The organism is Sorangium sp. So ce145 (assembly GCF_051525985.1).
Taxonomy (GTDB): domain Bacteria; phylum Myxococcota_A; class Polyangia; order Polyangiales; family Polyangiaceae; genus Sorangium; species Sorangium cellulosum_B.
In genome coordinates, this window is the sequence record NZ_CP150315.1 from 12,309,246 (window position 1) to 12,332,133 (window position 22,888).

General features: G+C 70.1%; 21 protein-coding genes and 3 pseudogenes. 12 read left to right on the forward strand and 12 right to left on the reverse strand.

The features are described from left to right. Nucleotides 1–36: 36 nt before the first annotated feature. The 3 genes from WMF34_RS45795 to WMF34_RS45805 form a co-directional block, all read right to left on the reverse strand. Nucleotides 37–363: a hypothetical protein gene (locus tag WMF34_RS45795; protein ID WP_044967399.1), complete on the reverse strand. Its 327-nt coding sequence runs from the start codon at nucleotides 361–363 to the stop codon at nucleotides 37–39. Between the two features lie 831 nt (nucleotides 364–1,194). Then, nucleotides 1,195–1,590, reverse strand: a complete 396-nt coding sequence (locus WMF34_RS45800; protein ID WP_044967401.1) for a type II toxin-antitoxin system death-on-curing family toxin — start codon at nucleotides 1,588–1,590, stop codon at nucleotides 1,195–1,197. Nucleotides 1,591–1,592: 2 nt separating this feature from the next. Further along, nucleotides 1,593–1,787 carry a hypothetical protein gene (locus tag WMF34_RS45805; RefSeq protein ID WP_044967403.1) on the reverse strand — a complete coding sequence of 65 codons (195 nt, stop codon included), beginning with the start codon at nucleotides 1,785–1,787 and terminating at the stop codon, nucleotides 1,593–1,595. Between the two features lie 556 nt (nucleotides 1,788–2,343). On the opposite strand from WMF34_RS45805, the gene WMF34_RS45810 reads away from it, so the two are divergent. The 6 genes and pseudogenes from WMF34_RS45810 (at nucleotide 2,344) to WMF34_RS45835 (ending at nucleotide 6,072) form a co-directional block, all read left to right on the forward strand. Continuing rightward, complete coding sequence (locus WMF34_RS45810) at nucleotides 2,344–2,469, forward strand: hypothetical protein (protein WP_437991773.1); 126 nt, start codon at nucleotides 2,344–2,346, stop codon at nucleotides 2,467–2,469. Nucleotides 2,470–2,617: 148 nt separating this feature from the next. Further along, a complete protein-coding gene (locus WMF34_RS45815; protein WP_437991774.1) occupies nucleotides 2,618–3,826 on the forward strand; it encodes a winged helix-turn-helix domain-containing protein in 1,209 nt (402 codons plus the stop codon). A 113-nt stretch (nucleotides 3,827–3,939) separates the two neighbouring features. Next, nucleotides 3,940–4,449 carry a hypothetical protein gene (locus WMF34_RS45820; RefSeq protein WP_437991775.1) on the forward strand — a complete coding sequence of 170 codons (510 nt, stop codon included), beginning with the start codon at nucleotides 3,940–3,942 and terminating at the stop codon, nucleotides 4,447–4,449. A gap of 3 nt (nucleotides 4,450–4,452) precedes the next feature. Then, a pseudogene (locus tag WMF34_RS45825) lies at nucleotides 4,453–4,685 on the forward strand (carboxylesterase family protein); the annotation flags it as partial. 92 nt (nucleotides 4,686–4,777) lie between these two features. After that, nucleotides 4,778–5,731 (forward strand): esterase/lipase family protein, encoded by a 954-nt coding sequence (locus tag WMF34_RS45830; protein ID WP_157907380.1) that lies wholly within the window; start codon nucleotides 4,778–4,780, stop codon nucleotides 5,729–5,731. Then, complete coding sequence (locus WMF34_RS45835) at nucleotides 5,731–6,072, forward strand: hypothetical protein (RefSeq protein WP_012241587.1); 342 nt, start codon at nucleotides 5,731–5,733, stop codon at nucleotides 6,070–6,072. The genes WMF34_RS45830 and WMF34_RS45835 overlap by 1 nt, the downstream gene beginning before the upstream one ends. Before the next feature lie 253 nt (nucleotides 6,073–6,325). Here WMF34_RS45835 and WMF34_RS45840 read toward each other — a convergent pair. After that, a pseudogene (locus tag WMF34_RS45840) lies at nucleotides 6,326–7,195 on the reverse strand (PA4780 family RIO1-like protein kinase); the annotation flags it as partial. 268 nt (nucleotides 7,196–7,463) lie between these two features. Between WMF34_RS45840 and WMF34_RS45845 the strand changes: the two are divergent. Further along, nucleotides 7,464–7,964, forward strand: coding sequence for a VOC family protein (locus tag WMF34_RS45845; protein ID WP_012241589.1), 501 nt, complete (start codon nucleotides 7,464–7,466; stop codon nucleotides 7,962–7,964). Nucleotides 7,965–8,059: 95 nt separating this feature from the next. On the opposite strand, the gene WMF34_RS45850 is transcribed toward WMF34_RS45845, so the two are convergent. The 3 genes from WMF34_RS45850 to WMF34_RS45860 all read right to left on the reverse strand — a co-directional run bounded on the left by WMF34_RS45850 (nucleotide 8,060) and on the right by WMF34_RS45860 (nucleotide 12,235). Then, nucleotides 8,060–9,061, reverse strand: a complete 1,002-nt coding sequence (locus tag WMF34_RS45850) for a PAS domain-containing protein (RefSeq protein ID WP_437991776.1) — start codon at nucleotides 9,059–9,061, stop codon at nucleotides 8,060–8,062. Between the two features lie 157 nt (nucleotides 9,062–9,218). Then, nucleotides 9,219–11,057 carry an acyltransferase family protein gene (locus tag WMF34_RS45855; RefSeq protein ID WP_012241591.1) on the reverse strand — a complete coding sequence of 613 codons (1,839 nt, stop codon included), beginning with the start codon at nucleotides 11,055–11,057 and terminating at the stop codon, nucleotides 9,219–9,221. Nucleotides 11,058–11,149: 92 nt separating this feature from the next. Further along, entirely contained in the window at nucleotides 11,150–12,235 is a 1,086-nt protein-coding gene (locus WMF34_RS45860; RefSeq protein WP_012241592.1) for an aldo/keto reductase, read from the reverse strand. 93 nt (nucleotides 12,236–12,328) lie between these two features. Between WMF34_RS45860 and WMF34_RS45865 the strand changes: the two genes are divergently transcribed. Continuing rightward, nucleotides 12,329–12,757: a MarR family winged helix-turn-helix transcriptional regulator gene (locus tag WMF34_RS45865; protein WP_012241593.1), complete on the forward strand. Its 429-nt coding sequence runs from the start codon at nucleotides 12,329–12,331 to the stop codon at nucleotides 12,755–12,757. Nucleotides 12,758–12,772: 15 nt separating this feature from the next. Here the strand turns inward: WMF34_RS45865 and WMF34_RS45870 are convergent, their stop codons facing one another. From WMF34_RS45870 to WMF34_RS45890, 5 genes are all read right to left on the reverse strand, one after another. Then, on the reverse strand, nucleotides 12,773–13,273 hold the full coding sequence (locus WMF34_RS45870) for a hypothetical protein (protein WP_012241594.1): 501 nt from the start codon (nucleotides 13,271–13,273) through the stop codon (nucleotides 12,773–12,775). A gap of 4 nt (nucleotides 13,274–13,277) precedes the next feature. After that, entirely contained in the window at nucleotides 13,278–13,793 is a 516-nt protein-coding gene (locus WMF34_RS45875; RefSeq protein WP_437991777.1) for a hypothetical protein, read from the reverse strand. A 19-nt stretch (nucleotides 13,794–13,812) separates the two neighbouring features. Continuing rightward, nucleotides 13,813–14,538, reverse strand: coding sequence for a hypothetical protein (locus WMF34_RS45880; RefSeq protein ID WP_012241596.1), 726 nt, complete (start codon nucleotides 14,536–14,538; stop codon nucleotides 13,813–13,815). A 265-nt stretch (nucleotides 14,539–14,803) separates the two neighbouring features. Continuing rightward, on the reverse strand, nucleotides 14,804–15,727 hold the full coding sequence (locus tag WMF34_RS45885) for a DMT family transporter (protein WP_012241597.1): 924 nt from the start codon (nucleotides 15,725–15,727) through the stop codon (nucleotides 14,804–14,806). 25 nt (nucleotides 15,728–15,752) lie between these two features. Next, on the reverse strand, nucleotides 15,753–16,433 hold the full coding sequence (locus WMF34_RS45890) for a DUF4291 domain-containing protein (RefSeq protein ID WP_044967406.1): 681 nt from the start codon (nucleotides 16,431–16,433) through the stop codon (nucleotides 15,753–15,755). Here WMF34_RS45890 and WMF34_RS45895 point away from each other — a divergent pair. The 4 genes and pseudogenes from WMF34_RS45895 to WMF34_RS45910 form a co-directional block, all read left to right on the forward strand. Further along, nucleotides 16,366–16,755 (forward strand): annotated as a pseudogene (locus tag WMF34_RS45895) (beta-propeller domain-containing protein); the annotation flags it as partial. The gene WMF34_RS45890 and the pseudogene WMF34_RS45895 overlap by 68 nt on opposite strands. A 92-nt stretch (nucleotides 16,756–16,847) precedes the next feature. Continuing rightward, a complete protein-coding gene (locus WMF34_RS45900; protein WP_437991778.1) occupies nucleotides 16,848–17,558 on the forward strand; it encodes a beta-propeller domain-containing protein in 711 nt (236 codons plus the stop codon). Between the two features lie 38 nt (nucleotides 17,559–17,596). After that, entirely contained in the window at nucleotides 17,597–18,526 is a 930-nt protein-coding gene (locus WMF34_RS45905; RefSeq protein ID WP_437991779.1) for a phosphatase PAP2 family protein, read from the forward strand. Between the two features lie 441 nt (nucleotides 18,527–18,967). After that, the gene (locus WMF34_RS45910) at nucleotides 18,968–22,855 is read left to right on the forward strand and encodes a DUF4215 domain-containing protein (protein ID WP_437994712.1); all 3,888 of its coding nucleotides are present in this window, start codon (nucleotides 18,968–18,970) and stop codon (nucleotides 22,853–22,855) included. Nucleotides 22,856–22,888 lie beyond the last annotated feature (33 nt).

Sequence of the window (22,888 nt, forward strand, 5' to 3'; positions counted from 1 at the left end):
GGGTGATGGCCGCGCTCGTCCGGTCGTGTCAGCAGGTCAACCCGGGGTGATGCTCAGCTCGAACGAGCCGGCAGAGACATTGTTGTAGCTGTCGACGAAGATGTCGAGCGGAGTCCCTGCGGCCACATCCAGCGTGACCGACTCGGGGTCTCCGGCGTAGCCGGCGTCCAGGCAATTGATCTCGGTCGCGCTCTCGCCGCAGTCCGTCCGCACGTGGAGGACGAGATCGGCGGATCCCGTCGGCGTCACGGTGATCGTCGCGCTGCCGTCCGCCTCGGGGGAATAGCGGTACACGAGCTCCGGGCCGTTGCCCGCGCATGTCGCCGTGAAGCCGCGCGTGCCCTCGGACGTGTCGCCCGTCACCGCCGCCGCCCGCCGACACGTCGATCGCCCCCGCGCACGCCGCGGCAATGCCGTCCACGCACGCTTCGTGCCTGGAACAGTCGAGCTCCTCGCAGTCCCGCAGGACGTCTCCATCGTCGTCCTCGTCGTTGTCGCACGCCTCGTCGAGGGAGCAGCGCTGCGTCTCGCTGTTGCAGGCGACCTGGCACTGATCGTCGCTGTCGCAACCGCCCACGCACGCCGCCGTCGCGTCGTTCTGGCTCGCCACGAGGCAGCTCTGCCCCGCGCCCGGACAGTCGGCCGCCTCTTCACAGGATCTGAAGCAGAGCGAGAAGTTGCCGCCAGTCGCCACACAGATCGAGCCAGCCTCGCACGGGGCGAGCGGCTCCGCGCAGAGCGCCGTACAATAACCCCCCGCCCAGCCCAGGTCCGCCTCGGTCAAGCAGAGTTCACCGCTGCACTCCTCGTCGGCGGTGCACGGCTCGCCGTCCGCTCTCCCCGCCTCCGGGGCGCCGCCTTCGTCGCCTTCGCCTTCGCCGCCTTCACCCGCCGCGCCGGACGCCGCTCCCAGCGGCGACAGCTTTTCATCGTCATCGCCGCACGCGGCGAGCGCCAGCCACATCGTTGTCACCGCGGACAGGGAAGTGCCAAGTCGCATGTCCTGTTCTCCTCTTCCGGGGAGCGTAACGCCCTCGCTGCGCGGTGTACGACAGAACGTGCCCCAGGACCGCAATGGCAGAAATGGGGAGGTTGTTGTATTGGGGGCAAAATTTTCCAGGGGCGTGACGACGGAATTCCCGAAGGCGCCGCGGCGCGCGAGGGCGTCTGATAACCGGCGTGCGTAAACTCCTGCTAGACGGAGGGCTCCCGTCGCCGGACATGCTGTTCGAGCCAAGCTAGGAGCTCGTGTCGTGAGAGCGCGCCGGAAGCAAGCGAGAGCATGATGCGCTCTTGATCATCGACATGGGCATCAAGGGAGTAGCCGTTCAGCATCAGGAAGACTTCCATCGCCGCATGGCCGACACGCTTATTGCCGTCGATGAATGGGTGGCCTTGCACGAGCGAGAAGCAGAGAGTTGCCGCCTTGGCGATCACGGTAGGATAGAGCTCCTCACCTCCGAAGGTTGCCTTCGGCTGGGCCACAGCAGCCTCGACGGCGCGGAGGTCGCGAACGCCTGCGGCGCCACCGCTCGCCGCAAGAACCCGCTCGTGGAGGAAGAAGACCTCCGCCAAGGTCAAGTAGCGCACGCTCAGGCGAGCCGCCTGTACAGGTCTGCGTTCTTCACGAGGACAACCTCGGCTGCAGCGCGAAACTCGTCGTCCGGCGTCGTCAGCAGATCCGCCACGGCGGCCCGCGCCAGCTCTTCCGGCTGCAAGCCGAGGCTCTTTGCGCGTTCCTGGAGGCGGTCGGCTTGCGCGGGCGACAGGTCGATGGCGAGCTTCATGGGACGAAGTGTACCTCGGGCGACCCTGGCTCGTCACCCCGCATACGGGTGGGCCGGCGAGCGATGAATCCCGGCGGAGAAAGGCGGTTCCATCCGTCCCGAGAGCGCAGCGGCCGATGGGGGTTGAGGCTGGAGAGAGGAAGATTCCGGAGCGCTCGGGAGTAACGGCGTGCCATGCGAGCCGTTCCGCGCGGGGTCGTCAGAGACGCTCCGGCGCCACGCGATGGCCGCCCGACCCGGGTCGCCCCCATCCGGGTCCGGCCGCCGCGCTTTGTCAGCATGTTTCGTCGGCGACACGCCGCACCAGCGCGAAAGAGAGCACGAACGACGGGGGATGAGCTTCCCTGAAACCACCCGCCCGCTGCCGCGTAGAGGTGGCATCTCCGCGCCGCCAACGCCGAAAGCAGCGCCATACGGGTCGCTCGCAGGCGTAGCGCTCACCGCTGCGGCGCGGGGAGACGCCTGGCTGTGGGCGCTTCTGCCCGCAGCGGGCTGTGCTCGGCCGGCGCCCCTGGCGCCTTCACGTGGGCCACCAGGCCCGAAGGAGACAATGACCATGAAGACGATCCGATTCGCGCTCTGCTCTCTCCCCCTCATGCTCGCGGCCTTTGCCTTCACCGCGACCTCGGCGGCCGAGACCGGCCCGACCTCTGCCGCGAGCCTTCCGCGACGTCGAGGGTGACCAGCGCGGCTCGTCGGCGACGGTCAGCGTGAACTCCAGCGGAGCGCGGACGAACGCACCGGGATCAGATGTCAGGAGGGTGTCGATGATCGGTTGCCAAGCGAGCACGGCCAGCTAGGGTGCGGGCCCCAACGGACGGAAGGCGCGGATGAAGGACACCCTGTCGGCGGCGGAGGCCCGGCGCATCGCGCTGGCGGCGCAGGGCTTCCGGGCGGAGCGACCCGGGCCGGCGACGACGAAGCAGCAGTTGACCCGGCTGATCGAGCGGCTGGGCGTGGTGCAGATCGACAGCGTCAACGTCGTCTCGCGCACCCATTACCTGCCGGCCTTCTCGCGGCTGGGGGCCTATCCGCGGCCGATGCTGGAGGAGCTCGCGTGGGCGAACAAGCGGCCGCTGTTCGAGTACTGGGCGCACGAGGCGTCGCTGCTGCCGCTTACCACCCAGCCGATGCTGCGCTGGCGGATGGCCGACGCGCACGACGGGGTGGGCGTCTGGAAGGGTGTGGCGCGCTTCCTGCGCGAGCACCGGCAGCTGGTGAACCGGGCGCTGGAGCAGATCCGCGAGCGCGGGCCGCTGGCCGCCTCCGAGCTCGAGATTGGCAAGAAGGGGCCGGGCGGCTGGTGGGGCTGGAGCGACGCCAAGCGGGCGGCCGAGTGCCTATTCTGGAGCGGCGAGCTGACGACCGCCACCCGGCGGGGGACCTTCGAGAGGGTGTATGGCCTGCCGGAGAGGGTGCTGCCCAGGGCGGTGATCGAGGCGCCGACGCCCGCGCGCGAGGACGCCCAGCGCGCGCTGATCCGCATCGCCGCCCGGGCCCTGGGCGTGGCGACCGAGCGGGACCTGCGGGACCATTTCCGCATGGGAGTCGCCGAGACGAAGGCGCGGGTCACCGAGCTCGTCGAAGCCGGTGAGCTGATCCCGGTGAGCGTGAAGGGCTGGCGGGAGCCGGCCTTCCTCGATCCCGCCGCGCGGCGGCCGCGGCGTATCGAGGCCTGCGCCCTCCTCTCGCCCTTCGACAACCTGATCTGGTTCCGCGAGCGCACCGAGCGGATGTTCGGCGTGCGGGTGCGGCTCGAGATCTACACCCCCGCGGCGAAGCGGACCCACGGCTACTACGTGCTGCCGTTCCTCGAGGGCGATGCGATCACCGCGCGGGTGGACCTGAAGGCCGACCGCAAGGCGGGCGTGCTGATCGTGCAGGCAAGCCACGGCGAGCCGTGGGCGGGCGTGCAGACGCCGGAGCGGCTGGCGGGCGAGCTGCGGACCATGGCCGCGTGGCTGGGGCTGGAGCGCGTGCGGGTGGAGCCGAGGGGCGACCTGGCGGAGCGGCTGACAGGGGCGCTGTCGGGCAGATAGCCACGAACAACACTCCGCGTATGCCCAGGTGCTCAGAGGGCGATCTTTACACGACGATCGACGCGGAGATCGCGCGGTGGTGCGCGCGGCCGATCGACGCGGGCCACCCCGGCTTGACGCTGACGCCGCTGGTGCTCGGGCCCGCGGGCGTCCCGGTCGTCACCGATGCCGAGCAGGCGAGGTCGGCGCCCGAGGTGGTTGTGCTCTCGGCCATGGCGCATGCGCAGGGCGAGGCGGGGGAGGCGATCGGCGTGGCGTTCCTGGCGGCGGCAGCCGGGCTCGATGAGGAGCGTCGCGCCGTCTACGGGGACCTGGTGCTATCCTCGCTGAACGCAGCGGCGAGGCGGATGTTGGAGGCGATGATGAAGAGCGGATACGAGTTTCAGAGCGAATTCGCGCGCAGCTACGTGGCGAGGGGCGTGGAGAAGGGCCGGGAGCTGGGGCTCCTAGAAGCGAAGGCGCAGGCTGTGCTGGCCGTCCTTGATGCCCGCGGGCTGGAGGTCCCTGCCGAGATCCGGGAACGCGTCCTCGCGAGCACGGATATCGCCGAGCTGGATCGCTGGATCCGCCGCGCTGCATCCGTCCGCGACGCTAGGGAGCTGCTCGCGACGACGGGCTCCTGAGCCACCGGCGCAGGCAGCGTCTTCGACGCCTGTCGGCTCGCCGTTGGCGGCGACGTCGTCGTCGTGACGATTAATTTCCGGCTCGGCATCTTCGGGTTCTTCGGATACCCCGACTCGACGATTCGGGGACCTTCGGTCTGCAGGACCAGCAGGCGGCGCTCCGCTGGGTGCAGCGCAAAATCGCGTCGATCGGCGGCGATCCGGGCAACGTCACCGTGTTCGGCGAGTCGTGGGGGCCTTCGCGGGCGCGCAGGGGGTCGAACCGCCGCAGCGGGGCCCGGCGTCGCCCCCGGCGCCGATCCGTGCCAGGATGCCGCCGGATCGTCGCATGGGAAACCACCTGGAGCGGGTCGTCGGGGTGCTCAACGGCGTCCTCGGCGACTACCTGAAGCGGACCAGCAACGGCCTCGCGACCGCGATGCAGCTCGTCCGCGACGGGCACCCCGTGCCGCTTGCCAGGGCGTTTCCCGCGGCCGTCTCTGCCGAGGCCATGCCCCGCGTCGTCGTGCTCGTGCACGGGCTGATGAGCACCGAGGAGGTCTGGACGATGCAGGACGGCGAGACCTACGGATCGCTCCTTGCGCGCGACCTCGGCTACACGCCGTTTTATGTGCGGTACAACAGCGGCCTCCGTGTCTCCGAGAACGGCGAGGCCCTGGACGTCCTCCTCGAACAGCTCGTCTGTGCCTATCCTGTTGCCGTGGAGGAGCTGGCCCTCATTGGCCACAGCATGGGCGGCCTCGTCGCGCGCAGCGCCGCGCACGCGGCGAGCGACAAGGATCGACGGTGGCTGCCCCTCGTCAAGCGGGCCTTCTATCTCGGCACACCGCACCTCGGCGCCCCGCTGGAGCGCTTTGGCAACGTGGTCACGTGGGCGCTCGCGAGCATCGACAATCCGTACACGAAGCTCATCGCCGACATCGTCAACCTCCGCAGCGGCGGGATGAAGGACCTGGCGTATGCCAATCTCCGCCGCGAGGACTGGGAGGGCGCCAGCGCGAACGCCCTGCTCCAGAATCGCCGCCATCCCGTGCCCCTGCTCCCCCACATTCGCCATCATCTCATCGCCGGCGCGCTCACGGCCGACCCGAGGCTCTCCCTCCTGTTCGGGGACGCGATGGTCTCGCTGCGGAGCGCCACGGGGCGGGCCGTCGCCGAGGACCGGTGCTCGCCCTTCCCTCAGGAGCACGCGCGGATCATGCCGTCGCTCGGACACCTGCGCCTGGCTCACGACCCGGACGTCTACGCGCAGATCCGCGCGTGGTGCGAGGAGGCAGTGTGATGGACCGGTGGCGCGGCTTGAAGGACCTCGTAGAGGACGCGGTCGACCACGGCTCTCGGCGCGTGGAGCGCCTCCAGAAGGACGCGGCGAAGCTGCCCTTCGACCTGCTGGAGCAGATTCCCCCGATCAAGGCGCCCGTGAGGGGGATCCGGCTCATCCACGATACGACGCTGTCCGGCGTCCACGGGGCGATCCGCCTCGTCAACCGCGCCGTGGGGGGCGCGGTGGATGTGGTCCTCTTTCTCGTGGAGCAGAAGGCACGGCCGGGGGAGGCGCCGGCCGGCAGCGCGGGCGCCACGCCGGACGCGCCCTCCGGGAGCTCGGACGACAAGGTGATTTGAGCCCGGCGGCTCGGAAACGTCAAGCCCGGCGCGTGTTCGCCGCGCCGCCCGCGTGTGCTGGGCGAGTGTTCGCCGCGCTGCCCGCCTGTGCTGGGCGCGTGTTCGCCGCGCCGCCCGCGTGTGCTGGGCGAGTGTTCGCCGCGCCGCCCGCGTGTGCTGGACGAGTGTTCGCCGCGCTGCCCGCGTGTGCTCCCTGAGCGTTCCGGCGCGCGCGGTCTCGCGGGCCGTTCGGTAGAATCACCACCTCGACCTCGCGAGGCGGGGACGACACGCCCCGCATGCTCCGCCCCTGCGCCTCACGGCGGCGGCGCTCGTCGCGGTTGGCATCGCTGATGAGCCCCAGGACCGCTTCGGTATCGACCCGCCTCGAAGACGCCCGGAAACGCCCGCTCAGCCGTGTTTCGGGCGTGAGCTGGCTGCACGCGTAGAGCTCCCACATCTCCTGCGCGTAAGGGCGGGGCTGTCGGTTGGGAGCGAACCGAGAGAGGAAGCGCTGGAGGTTGTCGACGTCGCGCAGCAGCAGCTTTCGCGCGTTCTGATTGCTGGAAGCGTCCACCGCCTGCGGGAAATCGATGACGACCGGCCCGTCCGCGCCCATCAGCACGTTGAAGTCGGACAGATCGCCGTGCACGACCCCGGCGCTCAGCATCCGGACCGCTTCTGCCAGCAATCGGTCGAAGACCCTCACCGCCTCGTCGGGGTTCAGTCTCACCTCGGCGAGCCGCGGGGCCGGGCTGCCGTCGGCGCCGGTGATGAGCTCCATGATCAGCACACCGTCGATGAAATGGTGGGGTATCGGGACGCGCACCCCTGCGCTGTGCAGGCGGAAGATCATGTCCACCTCGGTCGATCTCCAGGCCGCTTCGTCCTGCGCACGACCATGGCGCGAGCGCTTGTTGATCGCGCGCTGATCGCGGCTGTTGCGCACCTTGCGCCCCTCCGTGTACTCCGCCCGGTTCTTGAAGGTCCGGTCGTGCGCCTCTTTGTAGACCTTGGCCACCCGAAGCTCGCCGCCGGAGCGCACCAGGAAGACCTCCGCTTCCTTGCCGCTCATCAGCGGGCGCACGACCTCCTCGATGAGCCCTTCGTCGGCCAGAGACATCAGGCTGCTGGGAATTCGCATCTCGTTCTTGCTTCTCCGCCGGGGATCGTTCGCCGCCTTCTAGCCACACGACCTGGGGCGCCGCAACTGGATTGGTCCTCCCCGCTTCCGCGGACACCCCGGACGACGCCAGGGAGCAGGAATGGGACGGTGAAAGAGGAGGGCGTTCACGCCCGCGTCGAAGGCGCCGGAACGTCGCGGGGCCGGTAGGGTGGACGCAGGTCCGCCTGGGGCGTGGTCCTGCCACGAAGAGCGCTCCACCGGTCGGAGCTGGGCTACCATGATCGCCATGAACCTCGCCGGAATCGCCCACATCCAGCTCTCGGTCACGGACTTCCCGCGCAGCCGCGCGTTCTACCGCGCGCTGTGCGAGCACTTCGAGATGCAGTGCCAGTACGACGATCCGGGCAGCGAGAACGAACGGCCCATGCTCTATTACATCGGCGGCAAGACCGGCCTGTTGATTCGCCCCGTGAACCCGGAGTACGCCGGCGCCCGCTTTCACCAGTACAAGCCCGGCCTGCACCACCTGTGCTTCCGCGCCCGCAGCCGCGAGGATATCGACGCATTCCACGAGTTCTTCGAGAGCACGCTGGCCGCGCTCGGCGGCAAGCTCGTGCGCGCGCCGCAGGACGGTGCGTGGGCGGCAGGCTACTACTCGATCGTGTTCGAGGATCCGGACGGCATCCGGCTCGAGATCAACCACGTCCCCGGCAAGGGCAACCTGTCCGAGGGCGTCGAGCTTCCGCTGCCCGCGCGCGTCCCGGGGGGCGTACCCGAGCAAGCGTGAGGCGGCGCTGTCTTCTCCGCCTTCATCGGGCGACGAGCGCGCTGCTGAGCTCCGCGGACGCCCCCTCCGCCTCGTGCGGGCACCTCCACGTCCGCTCAGCCGGAAATGGAGCCCCCTCTGCGCTCCCTGGTCCGCAGCGCGTAATCGATGCCGCTGCGCAGCGTGGCCTCTGTCACGAGGCCCTGCAAATCCACGCCAATGTCGATGAGCATCCGCGCGATGGCTGGCTGGATGCCCGTGAGCACGACCCTCGCCCCGAGCAGCCTCACGGCACGAGCGGCTTGCATGAGCACCCCCGCCACCTGGGCGTCGACCGATCTCACCCCCGTGATGTCGATGATCGCGATGGTCGCCTGGTGCGCGCCGACCCCGGAGAGCAATGTCTCGATGATCCGGCTCGCCCGCTCGGGATCGAGCGTGCCGATGAGCGGCATGACGAGCACCCCGTCGGCGATCGGCAGGAGCGGCGTCGCGAGCTCCCGGATGATCGCCTGTTGCGCCGCGATGACCGCCAGCTGCGCCTCCTGGCGCTCGGCCTCCGCCCGCTTGATGGCCGTGATATCGATGGCCGCGCCCCCGACCGTCCCCTCCGGGAGGCCAGGACCCCGGACGGGAAACTTGACGGAATGGAACTGCTTTATCCCTTCTGTCGGGTGAGGGACGCTCTCCTCGAACGCCGTCGCGACGCCGGTGTTCCTCACCGCGTCGTCCGCGGCCTTCACCTGCGCGACGATGTCGTCCGGGAGCATGTCGTGATCGCGCATGCCAGCGCCGCTCCCCGGCTCCATGCCCATGAACCGTTCGAATTGAGCGTTGAGCACGACATACCTGCTATCCGAATCCTTGGCGAACATCATGGCAGGCATGTGCTCAAGGAACGCGTGAAACAGCGCTTCGCTCCTCTGCAGCTCCACCTCACGGCGCGCTCTCTCGGTGACATCCTCGGCCGAGACGAGGATCTGATGCGCCGCCCCGTCGTCGCCGCGCGTGAGGACCACACAGCGCAGGGCAAAGGAGCGCTCGACGTCTCCGGTGCACTGCGCGCGCAGCGCGCGTTCGAGGGGCTGGCCGTCCAGTGCATCCGTGAGCTGCCGCACATGACCCGCCGATGCATCGAGGTCCTCGGGGTGGATGCGAGAGATGAGGGTCTCCCAGGCGCGCTCCGGCGTCTCCTGGTCGCTGATCCCGAGCTCACCGCAGCAGCGATTCCGAGTCGCGAGGCCGCCCGGCGGCTCTCCCAGGAGGCATGCCCGCTCAGCGGGGCGGCCCGGGGTCCGCCGCGGCGCGCTTCGCGCGGAGCTCCGCGAGCGTCCACTGCGCCACGCCGCGCGCCCCCTCGATCGTGAAATGCACGCCGTCGGGCCGGATCGCCCCGTCCTCGTACATGCGCCGGCACTCGCCCCCGGGGCAGATGTTCTCCTGGAGGTCGAGGAGCGCGACGTCGGGCAGCGTCGCGACGACCTTCCGGATCGAGCGGTTGATGCACGTGACCTGCTCGCGGACGTCCTTCGTCTCCCAGTCGCCGAGCGCGTAGGGGACGGTCGCCATCCAGACGCGCCCGTGCGGGTTCCGGAGCTTGTCGAGGTTCAAGACGAGGTTCGTCTCGAAGCGCTCGTGCCACGCCGGCTTGCACGCCTTCGTCCACTCGTCGTTCACCGTGATGCCGTGCATGAAGGCGCCGCCGAGGTAGAGGACCGCGGCGTCGGGCTTCGCCTGCGCGAGCAGCGCGGGCCACTCGGTCATGCCGCAGAGGTCCGCCATGATGGTGCAGCCGTCCCGCCCGTGGAGGTCCACCGCGAGCCCGCGCTCCTGCAGACCGCGGAGCGCCCAGCCGAGCGTGTTCGCGGTCGAGTCGCCGACGACGACGACGCGGAACGTGACGTCGTCCTTCACGACCGCGGTGACGAGCGCGTTGATCATCGCGGAGCCCTTCGGCGCCTCGCCGTCCTGCGCGTGCGTCGCGCGCACGGCGATGAGCAGGCCGAGCGTGACGCCCGCCGGCACCGCCCAGAACGAGCGCCCCTTCGGCAGCCCGCGCTCGCGGATCGGCCGCTCGAGGAAGCGGTAGGAGACGAGCGCGACCGCGAAGGTGATCGCGAAGCGGAGCGCGGTGAGGGCGGGGCCGTGCAGGCGATCGCTCGACACGAACACGTGCACCGGCCAGTGCCAGAGGTAGACGCCGTAGCTGATGGTGCCGACCCACGCGAGCGGGCGCCACGAGAGCGCGCGCGCGACGAGGCTCCGCGAGCCCTGCACGGCGCACGCGATGAGGACGAGGGCCCCGAGCTCCGTCAGCCAGAACCCGCCGTGGTAGAGGAGCCACGACTGGCCGTCGAACACGGACCACGCGATCGCGAGGCCGATCGCCGAGGCGACGCCGGCGCCGTCGAGGAGCCGCACCGCGCCCGCGGAGAGCTCGGCGCGCGGCGTGAGCACCGTCGCGAGCGCGGCGCCGAGGAGGATGCCGGAGGCGCGCGTGTCCGTGCCCATGTACACGCGCGTCGTGCTCTCCGGCGCGAAGAGGGCGAGCATCGCGATCGCGGAGAGCGCGGCCAGCGCCAGCGTGAGGACGAGCACGCCGCGGCGCGACCACCGCGAGAGCACGAAGACGATGACGAGCGGCCAGACGACGTAGAACTGCTCCTCGATCGCCAGGCTCCACGTGTGCTCGAGCGGCGAGCGCGACGTGAAGATCTCCCAGTAGCTCTTGTGCGCGTAGATGGCGCGCCAGTTCGCGACGTAGCCGAGCGTCGCGAGCACGTCGGCGCGGAGGCCGGCGAGCGCGCTCGGCGGCCCGAAGAGGCGCCCGTGGAGCACGACCACCGGGACGAGCGCGAGGAGCGCCGGGAGGAGCCGGCGCGCGCGGCGGATCCAGAAGTCCTTGAGCGAGATCTTGCCGCGCGCCTCGTGCTCCGCGAGGAGGAGCGACGTGATGAGGTAGCCCGAGAGGACGAAGAAGAGATCGACGCCGAGGAAGCCGCCGCGCAGCATCCCGTTCGCGTGGAAGAAGAGGACGCCGAGCAGGGCGAGCCCGCGCAGCCCGTCGAGCGCGGGCAGGTGAGGGAAGAGCGGGCGGCGGGCGGGCGTGTCCACGAGAGGAGGACGAGACTATCAAAACGCCCGGGCGGCGCCTCCCATGCCGCGCGCTCGCGTCGCGCGGATCACGCCGTGGCTGAGGTCACCGGTTAATAGTGATCCCCCTTCTTCGTGACGCCGAAGGGGATGAGCTGCGACGGCTGGCCGTTGATCGTCGTCCCCCCGGCCTGGATCATGTGCGCCAGATTGAGGAACTCGGCGGGGAAGTTCAGCTTCGGAGCGGTGAGCGCGTCGAGCGCCGCCGTCTGCTCCGGCGTGAGCTTCACCTCGAGCGCCCTCACGTTGTCGTCGAGCTGCGCCAGCGTGCGCGCCCCGATGATCGTGGACGACACAGCCGGGCGCGCCTGCACCCAGCTGAGGGCGACGCGCGCGACGGTGGTCTCGAGCTGCTTGGCGATCCGCTCGAGCTCGTCGATCACCGTGTAGCTCCGCTCGTCGAGGTAGCTCGCGGTCCACTGCCGCCCTTCCGGCTTGACCGTCGCGGCGTTCCTCCGCGTGTACTTGCCGCTCAGGATCCCGCTCCGGAGGGGCGACCACGGCGTCACCCCCAGCCCGAGCTCCTGGGCCATGGGGATCAGCTCCCCTTCGACCGTCCGCTCGAGGAGCGAATACTCGATCTGCAGCCCGATGAACGGCGCCCATCCGCGGAACTGAGCGATCAGCTGCCCTTGCGTCACCTTCCACGCAGGGGTGTCGGACACGCCGATATAACGGACCTTCCCCGACTGGACGAGATCGTGGAGCGCCGCCATGGTCTCCTCGATCGGCGTGAACTTGTCCCAGTTGTGCAGCCAGTAGAGATCGATGTAGTCGGTGCGCAGCCGGCGGAGCGACTGCTCGCAGGCGGCGAGGATCGATTTGCGGTTCGAGCCGCCGCCGTTGGGATCACCGACGTACAGGTTTCCGCTGAATTTCGTGGCGATCACCAGCCGGTCACGCTTCTGCCGGTCGTGGCCGATGTGGTCCCCGATGATCTTCTCCGAGTGTCCTTTGGTGTAGAGGTTCGCCGTATCGATGAAGTTCCCCCCGAGCTCGATGAAACGGTCGAGGATGGCTTCGGAGTCCTTGACGCTGCTCCCCCAGCCCAGGTCTTCGCCGAACGTCATGGCGCCGAGGCAAAAGGGGCTCACCCGCAGACCTGAGCGACCGAGCGTGACATAATGATCGAGCGGCATCGCATCACCTCCGGAAGTTGTTCCGTTTCGAACAGTTTAATATTGAACTAATAACGCCGCACCGCTCCATCGTCAAGCGCGAGCAGAAAGAACATGGACAAGCTTTCGCCCTGGGAGCTCTGGACGCTGAACTTCGAGTTCAGCATGGCGGTCATGGCCGAGGTGGAGCCAGAGGTGCGCGCGCTGGGGCTCGAGATGAAGGAGTTCTTTCTCCTCGGCAAGCTCGATGACCACCCTTACCCTGCCGAGCTGGCGCGCGTGCTGATCACGCCCAAGCCTTCGATCACCTTCATGGTGAAGCGGATGGAGGCGGCGGGCTTCGTCCAGCGCGAGACGGAGGCGGGCGATCTGCGGCGCTTTCGGCTGACGCTCACCCGCTCGGGGCGCAAGGCGATGGAGGCGGCGCGGGCGATCCTCGACGACGCCTTCGGACGAAGGCTCGCGCGGATCTCGGCAGGCGAGCGCGCCGAGCTGGCGCGGCTCCTCACGCGGCTGATGGGGGAGCGCGCTCGCCCGCGCTGACGGCCGCCCTCGCGCTCACTCGTAGTCGCGCCGCAGCTCTTCGTAGAACGCGTCGCTCATGAGGTAGTCCGCCCACCACTGCTCGACCGGCGTCACGCCCCGGCGCTGCTGGAAGAGCACCAGATCGTCGAGCTCGCCGTCGTACCAGCCCCACAAAAACCGGGCCCGCAGCACGTCCACGTTTCGCACGCGGAGCTCGGCCACCGCGTCCTCGAGCGACTCGTCGTCGAACTCGTCGACCAGCGCCTCCGCCTCGTCGATGATCTCGCCGAGGTAGGCCAGCCCCTTCTTGGTGAGCTCGAACCGCGCCTTGCGGCGGTTGACCTCGATGAGCTCCGCGTTCACGAGCTCCTGCAGGACGTCCTCCAGCGGGCTCAGCTCGGACGGGAGCACGAGGGGCATCTCCATGCCTCCATCGGCGGGCTTCAGGTCCATCTTCTTCAGCACGTAGATGCCGGCATAGACCAGCTTCTGCTCGCGCGACACGATCGGCTGCTGTCTGCGTCCTTCGAACATCGTCTCACTCCGCGATGCGCCAGGCCTCCGCCTCGAGGCGGATGTGCCGGCGACCGTCTGCGTCGGTGTCGAGCCACGCGTCGACGTCGCCGTCGGCATAATACACGGGGGTGCGCCCCGCCGCCTCCGGCCGCCGGATGCGCGCGGCGTGGGGGTTGCACATGGCGAGCACGATGGCGCGCTCGCCGGAGAGCGCGGCCGGCAGCCAGCGCTCGAGGAACGCCGACAGGAGCACGGTCACCGAGTAGTCCTTGGCGACCTCCTCGACGAAGAACTCGAGCTCCACGTCGTCGGGCAGCACCTCCGGCTCGTCCGCGGCGTGCACCGCCACGACGAGCGCGTCGGTCACCCGGAGCGGCCCGCGACCCGCGCGGCCGTCCAGCCAGAGCGCGTCCACCCGGCACCAGCCGAACTGCGTGGACTCCACGTCCGGCTCGTCGCGGTGCTGTTCGAGGTTCAGCAGCTCCAGCGCGGGACGGCAGCGGAACGGGAGCTCGGAGATGCTTCGCAGGGGCTGCATCGCGGCGGCTGGCGCGCGGCTACGCGACCAGGCGCTCGGGCCTGCGGCCTCGCTCGCTGCGGCGGACGCCGAAGCGCGAGCCTGCGCCGGACTTGCCGCTGCCGAAGCGGCTGCTGCCGGCGTTGTTGTAGCGCCGCCCGGTCTGCGACGACCTGCTGTGGTCGACGCTCGACGGGTTCGAGGCGCGGTACGCTTCGCGGTGGGATCGCAGATCGGGCGCGCGGCCGGGCGGCGTGGTGTACGGCTGCGTGTACACCGGCACGTAGTTCGGGCGCAGCGCCGACGACACCATGGCGCCGAGGAGCATGCCCGACGCCAGGCTCATCACCGGCGAGTGGTAGTACCCGTAGGGGCCGAACCCGGACGTCTGGATCTGCGCCGCGCCTTCGCCCGAGACGTCACGGCGGATCGAGAACACCTTCTCGGGGTCCTGCACGCTGCCGTCGCTGTTCTTGTCGAAGAACCCGGTGACGACCTGCGTCTTGGCGTCCAGGTCCTGTACGGCGACGCTGATGACCTCGCTCCCCTGGTAGATCTCGTTGACGCGCCGCTCGAAGTCCTCGGGCCCCTCGGCCGCCTTGAAGGCTTCGTTCACCTTGTCGAAGTCGAGCTCGACGGTGGTGTTCTCGGTGGTCGCCCAGCGCTCCTTGGACCGCCCGCCGCTGCCGCTGGAATCGCAGCCGGCGGTCGCGATGGCGAGGGCTGTCAGGAGCACGACGGGCAGGGTGGTGGTCTTCGTCATCATCTGGAGGGATCTGTCTGGTGCTGCTTGAGGATTCTGTCAAGCAGGCGCCGAGCCCAGCACCGGGAGCCCGCTGGCGCCGGGAGAGAACCTGCGCACGAGGGGGCGCCGCGCAAGATCCGCAAGATCATGGAGGGCGCGGCAAAATCATGGAGGGCGCGGCGCGTCAGCGCGCGCCGGCCGGAGCGGCCCCCGGGGCCGCCGGGCGGCGGCAGCTCGGCCGAGCGCAGCCGCTCGGGCAGGGGTCGGGTCGCCGAGCGCGGGGTATTCAGGTCGCCTTCGGCTTGTGGGTGGCGAAGAAGAGGCCCGGCAAGACGAGCGCCGCGCCGAGCCAGTGGTAGAGGGCAAACGCCTCGCCGAGGAGCAGCCAAGCCAGCACGGCGGTATAGACCGGCGACAGGTAGAGCAGCAGGCCAGTGCGGCTGGGGCCGAGATGCTCGGTGATATAGCTGTACGTGGCATAGGCGCCGACGCCCGGCACCAGGACCAGGGTCACCACGGTGGCGATGGTGCGCAGATCGAAATGCGGCGCGCCGCGGCTGGCCAGCTCCCAGCCGAGCAGCGGCAAAAGAAGGATCGCCCCGGCCAGCGCGATCGCGGTGAGCCGCGCCTGGACCCCCAGCGGATCGGGCCATCGCTTCAGCAGCACCGTGTAAAGCGCCCAGGAGATCGCGGCGCCGAGGATCATCAGGTCACCGGTGCTGAAGCTGAGCGCCAGCAGCGCCGCCGGGTCGCCGCGCAGCACGATGACCAGCACGCCGGTCAGCGCCAGCGCGGCGCCCAGGCCCTGGCGCCGGCTGAGCCGCTCCCCGAACATGGCCCGTGACAGCAGGATGATGATCACCGGCGAGACGGCGTAAATCAGGCCGATATTGGTGGCCGTGGTGGTGGCGGCGCCGTAATAGACGCCGGCGCCGCAGATGCCCATGCCCAGCAGGCCGAGCAGGGCATATCGGGCCCAGTCGCGCCGTAGCGCGGCGCGGTTGCGCCACAATTCACGGCCGCAGAAGGGGAGCAGCACCAGCACGACGCCCGTCCATCGAAGCTCCGCCAGCGCCACGGGCGGGATGAAATCCGCCGTGGCGCGCGCCAGCAGCATGTTGGCGGTGAACAGCGCCGGGGTGACGAACAGCAGGACCTGGGCGGTGCGCCGCTGGCGGGACTCGGCAAAGCCGAGAGAGCTGGAAGCCATTGGCGCCGACAGTAGGGAAGCGCCGCTACCCTGGCCAGGGCTCGTCGTCCCGCTGCGACCCTCGGCGCTCTATCCCAACCCGCCTCGCTGCCTCCGCCGCTGTCGGCCAATACACCTCTTCCCGCGGGATCTCGAGCTCTCCGACACCCCGGCCGCGCAGCACCTCCCTCTGCTCCGCCACGAGCGCCGAGATGTCCTCCACGCCCACCGTCCACTCCTCGGCGAACCGCCGCAGCGTCGCGCCCCGCAGGCCGAGCTGGATCGCCCTCCGCGCGACCGGCGCGCCCGACGGATGGTGGTCCGGATCCCACTGGAGCCGCACGTCCGAGCGCTGGAGATCGCTCTTCCACGCCTCCTCGCTCGGGTGCAGGTCGGGCACGAAGCCCGACGGCACCGCGGCCGCCAGGATCGCGTCGAACCCCGCGCGCTGGATGCGGATGGCCAGCACCGCCTCCTGGTCGGGCTTCGTGCCCCAGCCCGAGCGGAACATCATCCAGAGGAAGTTCGGCTTGATCCAGCTCATGCGACCAAAGCTGAACTCCGGCCCTCCGAGCCGCTGGTGCAGGGCCGCGTGACGCGCGATCGACGGACGGTACGCCTGATAGACCACGATGGTCTCGGCGTCGAACTGCGCGAGGATGTGGCGTCCTGCCGTGGGCCAGCGGGCGGACTGCGCAGCATACGACTCGAGCTCCAGCTTCTTCATCACGCCTGCATCACTCCCTCCTCGTGCTCTCCTCGACCCACTCTGCCTCGTCCGAGCCGCCGTGTCACCGCGGCGCTCCTCTTCCTCCTCACTTCCTCCTCACTTCCTCCTGGGCCCTCGGGCGCCTGCGCGCCGACCCGATCAGGTGTCAGGCGCATTTTGTGCCGCCACGGAGTACTCGACGACCAACACGCAGGAAGCGGACGTCGACGAGGCCGACTTCATCAAGAACGACGGAGAGCACGTCTACATCCTGGCCCACGGGCAATTCCAGATCTTCGACGCGTGGCCCGCCGCCGACATGCACCGCGTCGCGTCGGTCGCGATCGAGGGGAGCCGAAGAAGCTCTTCGTCCACGAGAAGCGCGCCCTCGTGTACTCGTCGCTGTCTACCTGTCGAACACGGGCGACGGGCATGGTGGACCAGCTCGCGCCCGGCGAGGACATCCGATCCGCCCGCTTCTACGGCGACGTCGGGTTCGTCGTGGCCTTCAAGAAGACCGACCCGCTCTACACCATCGACTTCTCGGATCCCGAGGCGCCCAGGGTGCGCGGCGAGCTGAAGATCCCCGGCTTCTCGACCTACATGCACATGATCGACGAGGGGCACGTCATGAGCATCGGCTACGACGCCGACGACCAGGGCGACTTCGCGTGGTTCCAGGGGATCCTGCTCCAGATCTTCGACGTGACGGACCTCGACGCGCCGAAGCTCACGCACAAGGAGGTGATCGGGACGCGCGGCTCCGCGAGCGACGCCGCGACCAACCACCTCGCGTTCAACTACTTCACCCAGCGGGGGCTGCTCGGGATCCCCATGGTCATCTGCGAGGGCGGGAGCGGCGGCGACTTCGGCGACACGATGACGTTCAGCGGGCTGCTCGTCTACAAGGTGGATACCGGCGCGGGCTTCACGTCCGTCGGTGGCGTGCCCCACCCGCTGCCCGACGTGAGCGAGGGCGGGAGCGGCCCGAGCTGCAGGAGCTGGTGGAGCAACGCGACGTCGTTCGTGAATCGGAGCGTCTTCATGGAGGATCACGTCTACTCCGTCTCCGAGGACGAGATCCGGGTCGCCAACATCAGCGATCTCGCGACGCCGGAAGCCGTCGTGCCGCTCGTCCCCTGAGCGAGATCCGCCGCGCGGCCGCGTGCTAGAGCTCCGCCATGGAAGCGCTGGACCTCCCCGCCGAGCAGCTGGCCTCGGCGGTCGGCGCGCGGCCCTTTCTGCTGCTCGCGCTGCTCTTGATCGGAACGGTGGGGGTGCTCCTCGGGCTCGTCGCCGTCGCGCGCTTCTCCGACCGCCACGCGCGGGCGCTGTGGGCGTGGGCCGTCCGGGTCTACGCCGCGGCGGCCGCGCACCCGGCCACGCGGCGCCTCTCGGCCCGGTTCCCCGCTGTCGCGAGGGTGCTGCGCGAGCTCTCCGCGGCCGAGTACCTCGTGATCCACCTCGGCCTCGGGCTGGCGCTCAGCATGGCCGCGCTCGTGTTCGTCGCGCTCGCGGAGGGGGTGCGCGAGGGCGAGCCGATCGTGGACGTCGATCTCGCGCTCGCGCGCGCGCTCCACGCGTCGTCGAGCCGCGCCGGCGTGGCGGCGCTCCGCGCGTTCACCCTCCTCGGCAGCTTCTGGGCGCTCGCGCTGCTCGCGGTCGTCGTGGCCGCGGCGCTGCTGAGGCGGGGCCGGCGGGTCCTCGCGGTCGGGTGGCTCTTCGCGCTCGCCGGCGGCGGGGTCCTCAACTCCGCGCTCAAGGCCCTGTTCGCCCGGCCGCGGCCGACGTTCGCCGATCCGCTCGCGGTGGCCGCGGGGTGGAGCTTCCCGAGCGGGCACTCGATGGGCACGCTCGTCGCCTTTGGCATGCTCTCGTACCTGGGCCTCCTGCTCCTCCGGACGCTGCGCGCTCGCCTCGTGCTCGTCGCGCTCGCGCTCGGCTGGACCGTGGCGATGGGCTTCAGCCGCATGTACCTCGGCGTGCACTACCTGAGCGACGTGCTCGCGGGGTTCGCCGCAGGCACCGTGTGGCTGGCCGTCTGCATCTCGGGGATCGAGGTCGCGCGGCGCAGGCCAGGTCGGATCGACGGGCAGCCGCTGCCTTCCTGAGACGGCCAGTCGCCGAGCGCCGGGTGAGCGGCGGCTGGCCCGCGTACACCTCGCCGCCGCCCTGATCCGCAGCGCGCCCGGCGATGTCAAGATCGAACTCCGGCCGTGCTCGATTCGACATCAAGCCGCGAGCTCGTCGGCAGAAGCCGAGTTGAGTCACGGTGGAAATAGACATTATTGTCGAAATTTGCGCCGTGGCCAGCGTGCAGAGGCGAGGTGGACGCCTGGGCGCAGAACCAAGGCGCAGAACCACGTCGGCTACCGGCGGTGAGCCAGGATGAAGCGCTGCGCCGAGCACAGCGGCGCCGCCGATTTCGCCTGGAGACGGGGTGCACTTTTACGATAAAGTGTGTCTAGCGCCGTTTGCTCGGGAAGAGCGCAACGTGCGTTATCGAGGTGGCCGTGGGTTTAAGGACTTCTTATCTGGCTTTGGCGGTGGGATTGCTTCAGATCACGGTCGCCTGCGGCGGGGGCGGCGCGACCACGAGCGATGCGACCGGCTCCGGGAGCGGCGCGAACTCCGGCGGCGCGCCTGGCGTCGGCGGCGCCGGCGGCAGCGGCGGTGAGCCCGATTTCACGGTCGGCAGCGGCATCGGCCTCGGCGGCAACGGCGGCGGCGAGCCGGACCCGTGCGAGGTCGATGATCCGCCCCCCGAGTGCTTCCTGCCTCCCGACCCCGCCTGCGGGGACGCGGCGCTGAACCAGGCGTCCGAGGCCTGCGACGACGGCAATACGCTGCCGGGCGACGGCTGTTCTGGGCAGTGCCAGATCGAGCCTTACTGGGAGTGTCCGACGGCCGGTCAGCCTTGCGAGCTGACCATCGCGTGCGGCGACGGCGTCGTCGACCCCGGCGAGTTCTGCGACGATGGCAACAACGTCGACGGCGACGGCTGCAGCGCCGACTGTTACTACGTCGACCCCTCGTACGTGTGCCCGAAGCCGGGCGAGCCGTGCATCCTGCTCTACGACTGCGGCGACGGCCGCGTGAACGGCTCGGAGGAGTGCGAGGACGGCGACGACCCGCCTGCGTCCGGCGACGGCTGCAGCGCGGACTGCAAGCGCGAGGCGGGGTTCCAGTGCAGCCGGCCCGGTCAGCCGTGCACGCGGCTGCCGGTCTGCGGCAACGGCGCCAAGGAGACAGGCGAGGGGTGCGACGACGGCAACACCGCGAGCGGCGACGGCTGCTCGAGCCTGTGCCGGCAGGAGCCCTATTACAACTGCCCGACCCCCGGATCGCCCTGCGTGCGGCTGATCGAGTGCGGCGACGGCAAGGTGCAGCCGGGTGAGCTCTGTGACGACGGCAACGCCGTGGGCGGCGACGGTTGCTCCGCCGACTGCCAGGTGAAGGACCCGGCGTACGTGTGCCTCGAGCCGGGCGAGCCGTGCATCCCGCTCTACCTGTGCGGCGACGGCCGCGTGAGCGGCAACGAGCAGTGCGACGACGGCGACGACCCGCCGGAGAGCGGCGACGGCTGCTCGGCGGACTGCCGGCTCGAGGAGGGCTGGGTCTGCAAGCCCGGCCAGCCCTGCACCGTGAGGACCTATTGCGGCGACGGCGCGGTGCAGCTCGGCGAGCAGTGCGATGACGGCGGCGGGGAGAACCCTGTCGGCGGCGACGGCTGCACCGCGCAGTGCAAGATCGAGGTCGGCTGGACGTGCCCGCCGGGCGGCGGGCGCTGCACCCCGCCGCCGCCGCCCGTGTGCGGCGACGGCAAGATCGGCGGCACCGAGGTGTGCGACGACGGGAAGCAGCCCCCGGCGAGCGGCGACGGCTGCAGCGCCGACTGCCAGACGATCGAGGACGGGTGGGATTGCTCGCGCGTCGGGTTCCCCTGCAAGACCATCTGCGGCGACGGGCGCAAGCGCGGCGCCGAGCAGTGCGACGACGGCAACCCCGCGAGCGGCGACGGCTGCGACGACACGTGCCGCATCGAGCCCGGGCGGGTGTGCACCAACGGCGTGCCCCAGGACTGCAGGGGCTTCTCCGTCTGCGGCAACGCCATCCGCGAGGGCACCGAGGCCTGCGACGACGGCAACGGCAACTGGCGCGACGGCTGCACGCCGGACTGCAAGGGCGAGCCGAACTGCAGCGGCGGCGCGTGCATCTCGAAGTGCGGCGACGGCATCCTCCTGCCCGGCGACGCCACCGAAGCGTGCGACGACGGCAACACCGTGAGCGGCGACGGCTGCTCCGCGACGTGCACGATCGAGCCGGGCTACACCTGCACCGTGGCGCCCACCGAGATGCGGCTGCCGATGGTCATCCGCGACTTCATCGGATGGTGCCCGACCTCGTACGACCGCACCGTCAGCAATGCCGACTGCGACAACAACCTGACGGACACCCTCATCGGGCACTTCGATTTCGAGATCTCGCCCAGCAGCGCCAGCGGCATTCAGACCGACGGCACGGTCCAGGCGACTCTCGACGGCGACGGCAAGCCCGTGAGCAGGTTCGGCCCCGCCTTTGTCAACCCGAGCGATGCGAACGGCTGGACCACGGGGCAGAACAACTTCCAGTGGTGGTACCGGGACAACCCGACGTACAACAGGACGCTCGTCACCTCCATCGAGCTGCTCCCGGACGCCGGCAGGTATGTGTACCAGCGGAACCCGTTCTGGCCGGTGGACCGCGACCCGCCGGGCGACGATCCCGTGCTCGACAACCTGGTCTCCGCCGGACTGGAGAAGGCGCAGTCCCAGGGGCACAACTTCTACTTCACGAGCGAGGTCCGGTACTGGTTCCAGTTCAACCCGAACGGAGCCGCGGCCGATCCGGTGCTCACCTTCTTCGGTGACGACGACGTCTGGGTGTTCATCAAGAACACGCTGACCGCGGACATTGGCGGCATCCACGGGCAGCTCCAGGAGAGCGTGACCATCCTGGACAACGGCGACGCGCGCGTGACCCCGTGCACCGCCGCTGCCGGCTGCACGAACCGGGGCGCCAGCTACGACGTCGACCTGAACCTCGAGCCGGGCAAGGTCTACGAGATCGCGGTGTTCCAGGCCGAGCGCCACGTCACCGGGTCGAACTACCAGCTCACGCTGTCGGGCTTCAGCGCCGGCACGTCGGTGTGCACGCCGCAGTGCGGGGTCGACGAGCCGGTCGTGACGCCGGGCGAGGAGTGCGACGACGGCAGCAAGAACGGGACGGGCTACGGCCAGTGCAACAACTGCCAGCTCGGGCCGTACTGCGGCGACGGCGTGACGAACGGCCCGGAGGCCTGCGACAACGGGGTCAACAACAGCACGTACGCCAACGCCTCGAACGCCTGCGCGCCGGGGTGCGTGGCCCCGCCCCGCTGCGGCGACGGCGCGGTCAACGCGCCGTACGAGGCGTGCGACCTCGGCGCCGGCAACACGGCGAACGGCTACGGCGGCTGCACGCGCGAGTGCGAGATCGGGCCGTACTGCGGCGACGGCGTGACGAACGGCCCCGAGCAGTGCGACAACGGCAGCAACGACGGTTTCTACGGCACGTGCAACCCGAACTGCACGCCCGCCCCGCGGTGCGGCGACGGCAACGTCGACGAGGAGTGGGGTGAGGAGTGCGACGACCCGGCCGACCCGAACTGCGTGGGCTGCCAGCTCGGGGCGCTCTGCGGCGACACGGTGGTGCAGGCGAGCTACGGCGAGGAGTGCGACGACGGCGTCAACGACGGCGGCTACGGCGAGTGCGCGCCGATGTGCCTCTACGGCCCGCGCTGCGGCGACGGCGTGGTGCAGCCCGACGAGGAGGACTGCGACCTCGGCGAGGCCGACAACAACGGCGCTTACAACGGGTGCACTCAGCACTGCGCGTACGGGCCGTACTGCGGCGACGCGACCGTCAACGGCGCGGAGACCTGCGACGACGGCGTCAACGACGGCTTCTACGGCAGCTGCTTCCCCGATTGCACGCCGGCGGCCAAGTGCGGCGACAGCCGCATCGACGAGGACTGGGGTGAGCAGTGCGATCCGCCGAACGAGGCGACCGGCTGCAGCGAGAACTGCCGCCTCGGCGCTCAGTGCGGCGACTCGGTGGTGCAGACCAACCTCGGCGAGAAGTGCGACGACGGCGTGAACGACGGCGGCTACGGCGAGTGCGGCCCCAACTGCCTGTACGGCCCGCGCTGCGGCGACGGCGTGGTCAACGGCCCCGAGCAGTGCGACGACGGGGACGGCAACAACACCGGCGGCTACGGCAAGTGCGCGCCGGGGTGCATGTACGGGCCGTACTGCGGCGACGGCGTGCGGCAGAGCCCGTACGAGGAGTGCGACGACGCGAACAACACGAGCGGCGACGGCTGCAGCTCGGCCTGCAAGCGCGACGGCCAACCCCTCTAGCGACGGTCACCCGCTGCGGATCCGGGCCCACCT

What these genes read in the sequence shown, in the direction of transcription:
- WMF34_RS45885 (WP_012241597.1), bottom strand. Translation starts at nt 15,727, where the DNA reads ATGGCTTCCAGCTCTCTCGGCTTTGCCGAGTCCCGCCAGCGGCGCACC.
- WMF34_RS45805 (WP_044967403.1), bottom strand. Translation starts at nt 1,787, where the DNA reads ATGAAGCTCGCCATCGACCTGTCGCCCGCGCAAGCCGACCGCCTCCAG.
- WMF34_RS45835 (WP_012241587.1), top strand. Translation starts at nt 5,731, where the DNA reads ATGGACCGGTGGCGCGGCTTGAAGGACCTCGTAGAGGACGCGGTCGAC.
- WMF34_RS45860 (WP_012241592.1), bottom strand. Translation starts at nt 12,235, where the DNA reads ATGCCGCTCGATCATTATGTCACGCTCGGTCGCTCAGGTCTGCGGGTG.
- WMF34_RS45880 (WP_012241596.1), bottom strand. Translation starts at nt 14,538, where the DNA reads ATGATGACGAAGACCACCACCCTGCCCGTCGTGCTCCTGACAGCCCTC.
- WMF34_RS45865 (WP_012241593.1), top strand. Translation starts at nt 12,329, where the DNA reads ATGGACAAGCTTTCGCCCTGGGAGCTCTGGACGCTGAACTTCGAGTTC.
- WMF34_RS45870 (WP_012241594.1), bottom strand. Translation starts at nt 13,273, where the DNA reads ATGTTCGAAGGACGCAGACAGCAGCCGATCGTGTCGCGCGAGCAGAAG.
- WMF34_RS45905 (WP_437991779.1), top strand. Translation starts at nt 17,597, where the DNA reads ATGGAAGCGCTGGACCTCCCCGCCGAGCAGCTGGCCTCGGCGGTCGGC.
- WMF34_RS45900 (WP_437991778.1), top strand. Translation starts at nt 16,848, where the DNA reads ATGGTGGACCAGCTCGCGCCCGGCGAGGACATCCGATCCGCCCGCTTC.
- WMF34_RS45890 (WP_044967406.1), bottom strand. Translation starts at nt 16,433, where the DNA reads ATGAAGAAGCTGGAGCTCGAGTCGTATGCTGCGCAGTCCGCCCGCTGG.
- WMF34_RS45810 (WP_437991773.1), top strand. Translation starts at nt 2,344, where the DNA reads ATGAAGACGATCCGATTCGCGCTCTGCTCTCTCCCCCTCATGCTCGCG.
- WMF34_RS45845 (WP_012241589.1), top strand. Translation starts at nt 7,464, where the DNA reads ATGAACCTCGCCGGAATCGCCCACATCCAGCTCTCGGTCACGGACTTC.
- WMF34_RS45815 (WP_437991774.1), top strand. Translation starts at nt 2,618, where the DNA reads ATGAAGGACACCCTGTCGGCGGCGGAGGCCCGGCGCATCGCGCTGGCG.
- WMF34_RS45875 (WP_437991777.1), bottom strand. Translation starts at nt 13,793, where the DNA reads ATGCAGCCCCTGCGAAGCATCTCCGAGCTCCCGTTCCGCTGCCGTCCC.
- WMF34_RS45830 (WP_157907380.1), top strand. Translation starts at nt 4,778, where the DNA reads ATGGGAAACCACCTGGAGCGGGTCGTCGGGGTGCTCAACGGCGTCCTC.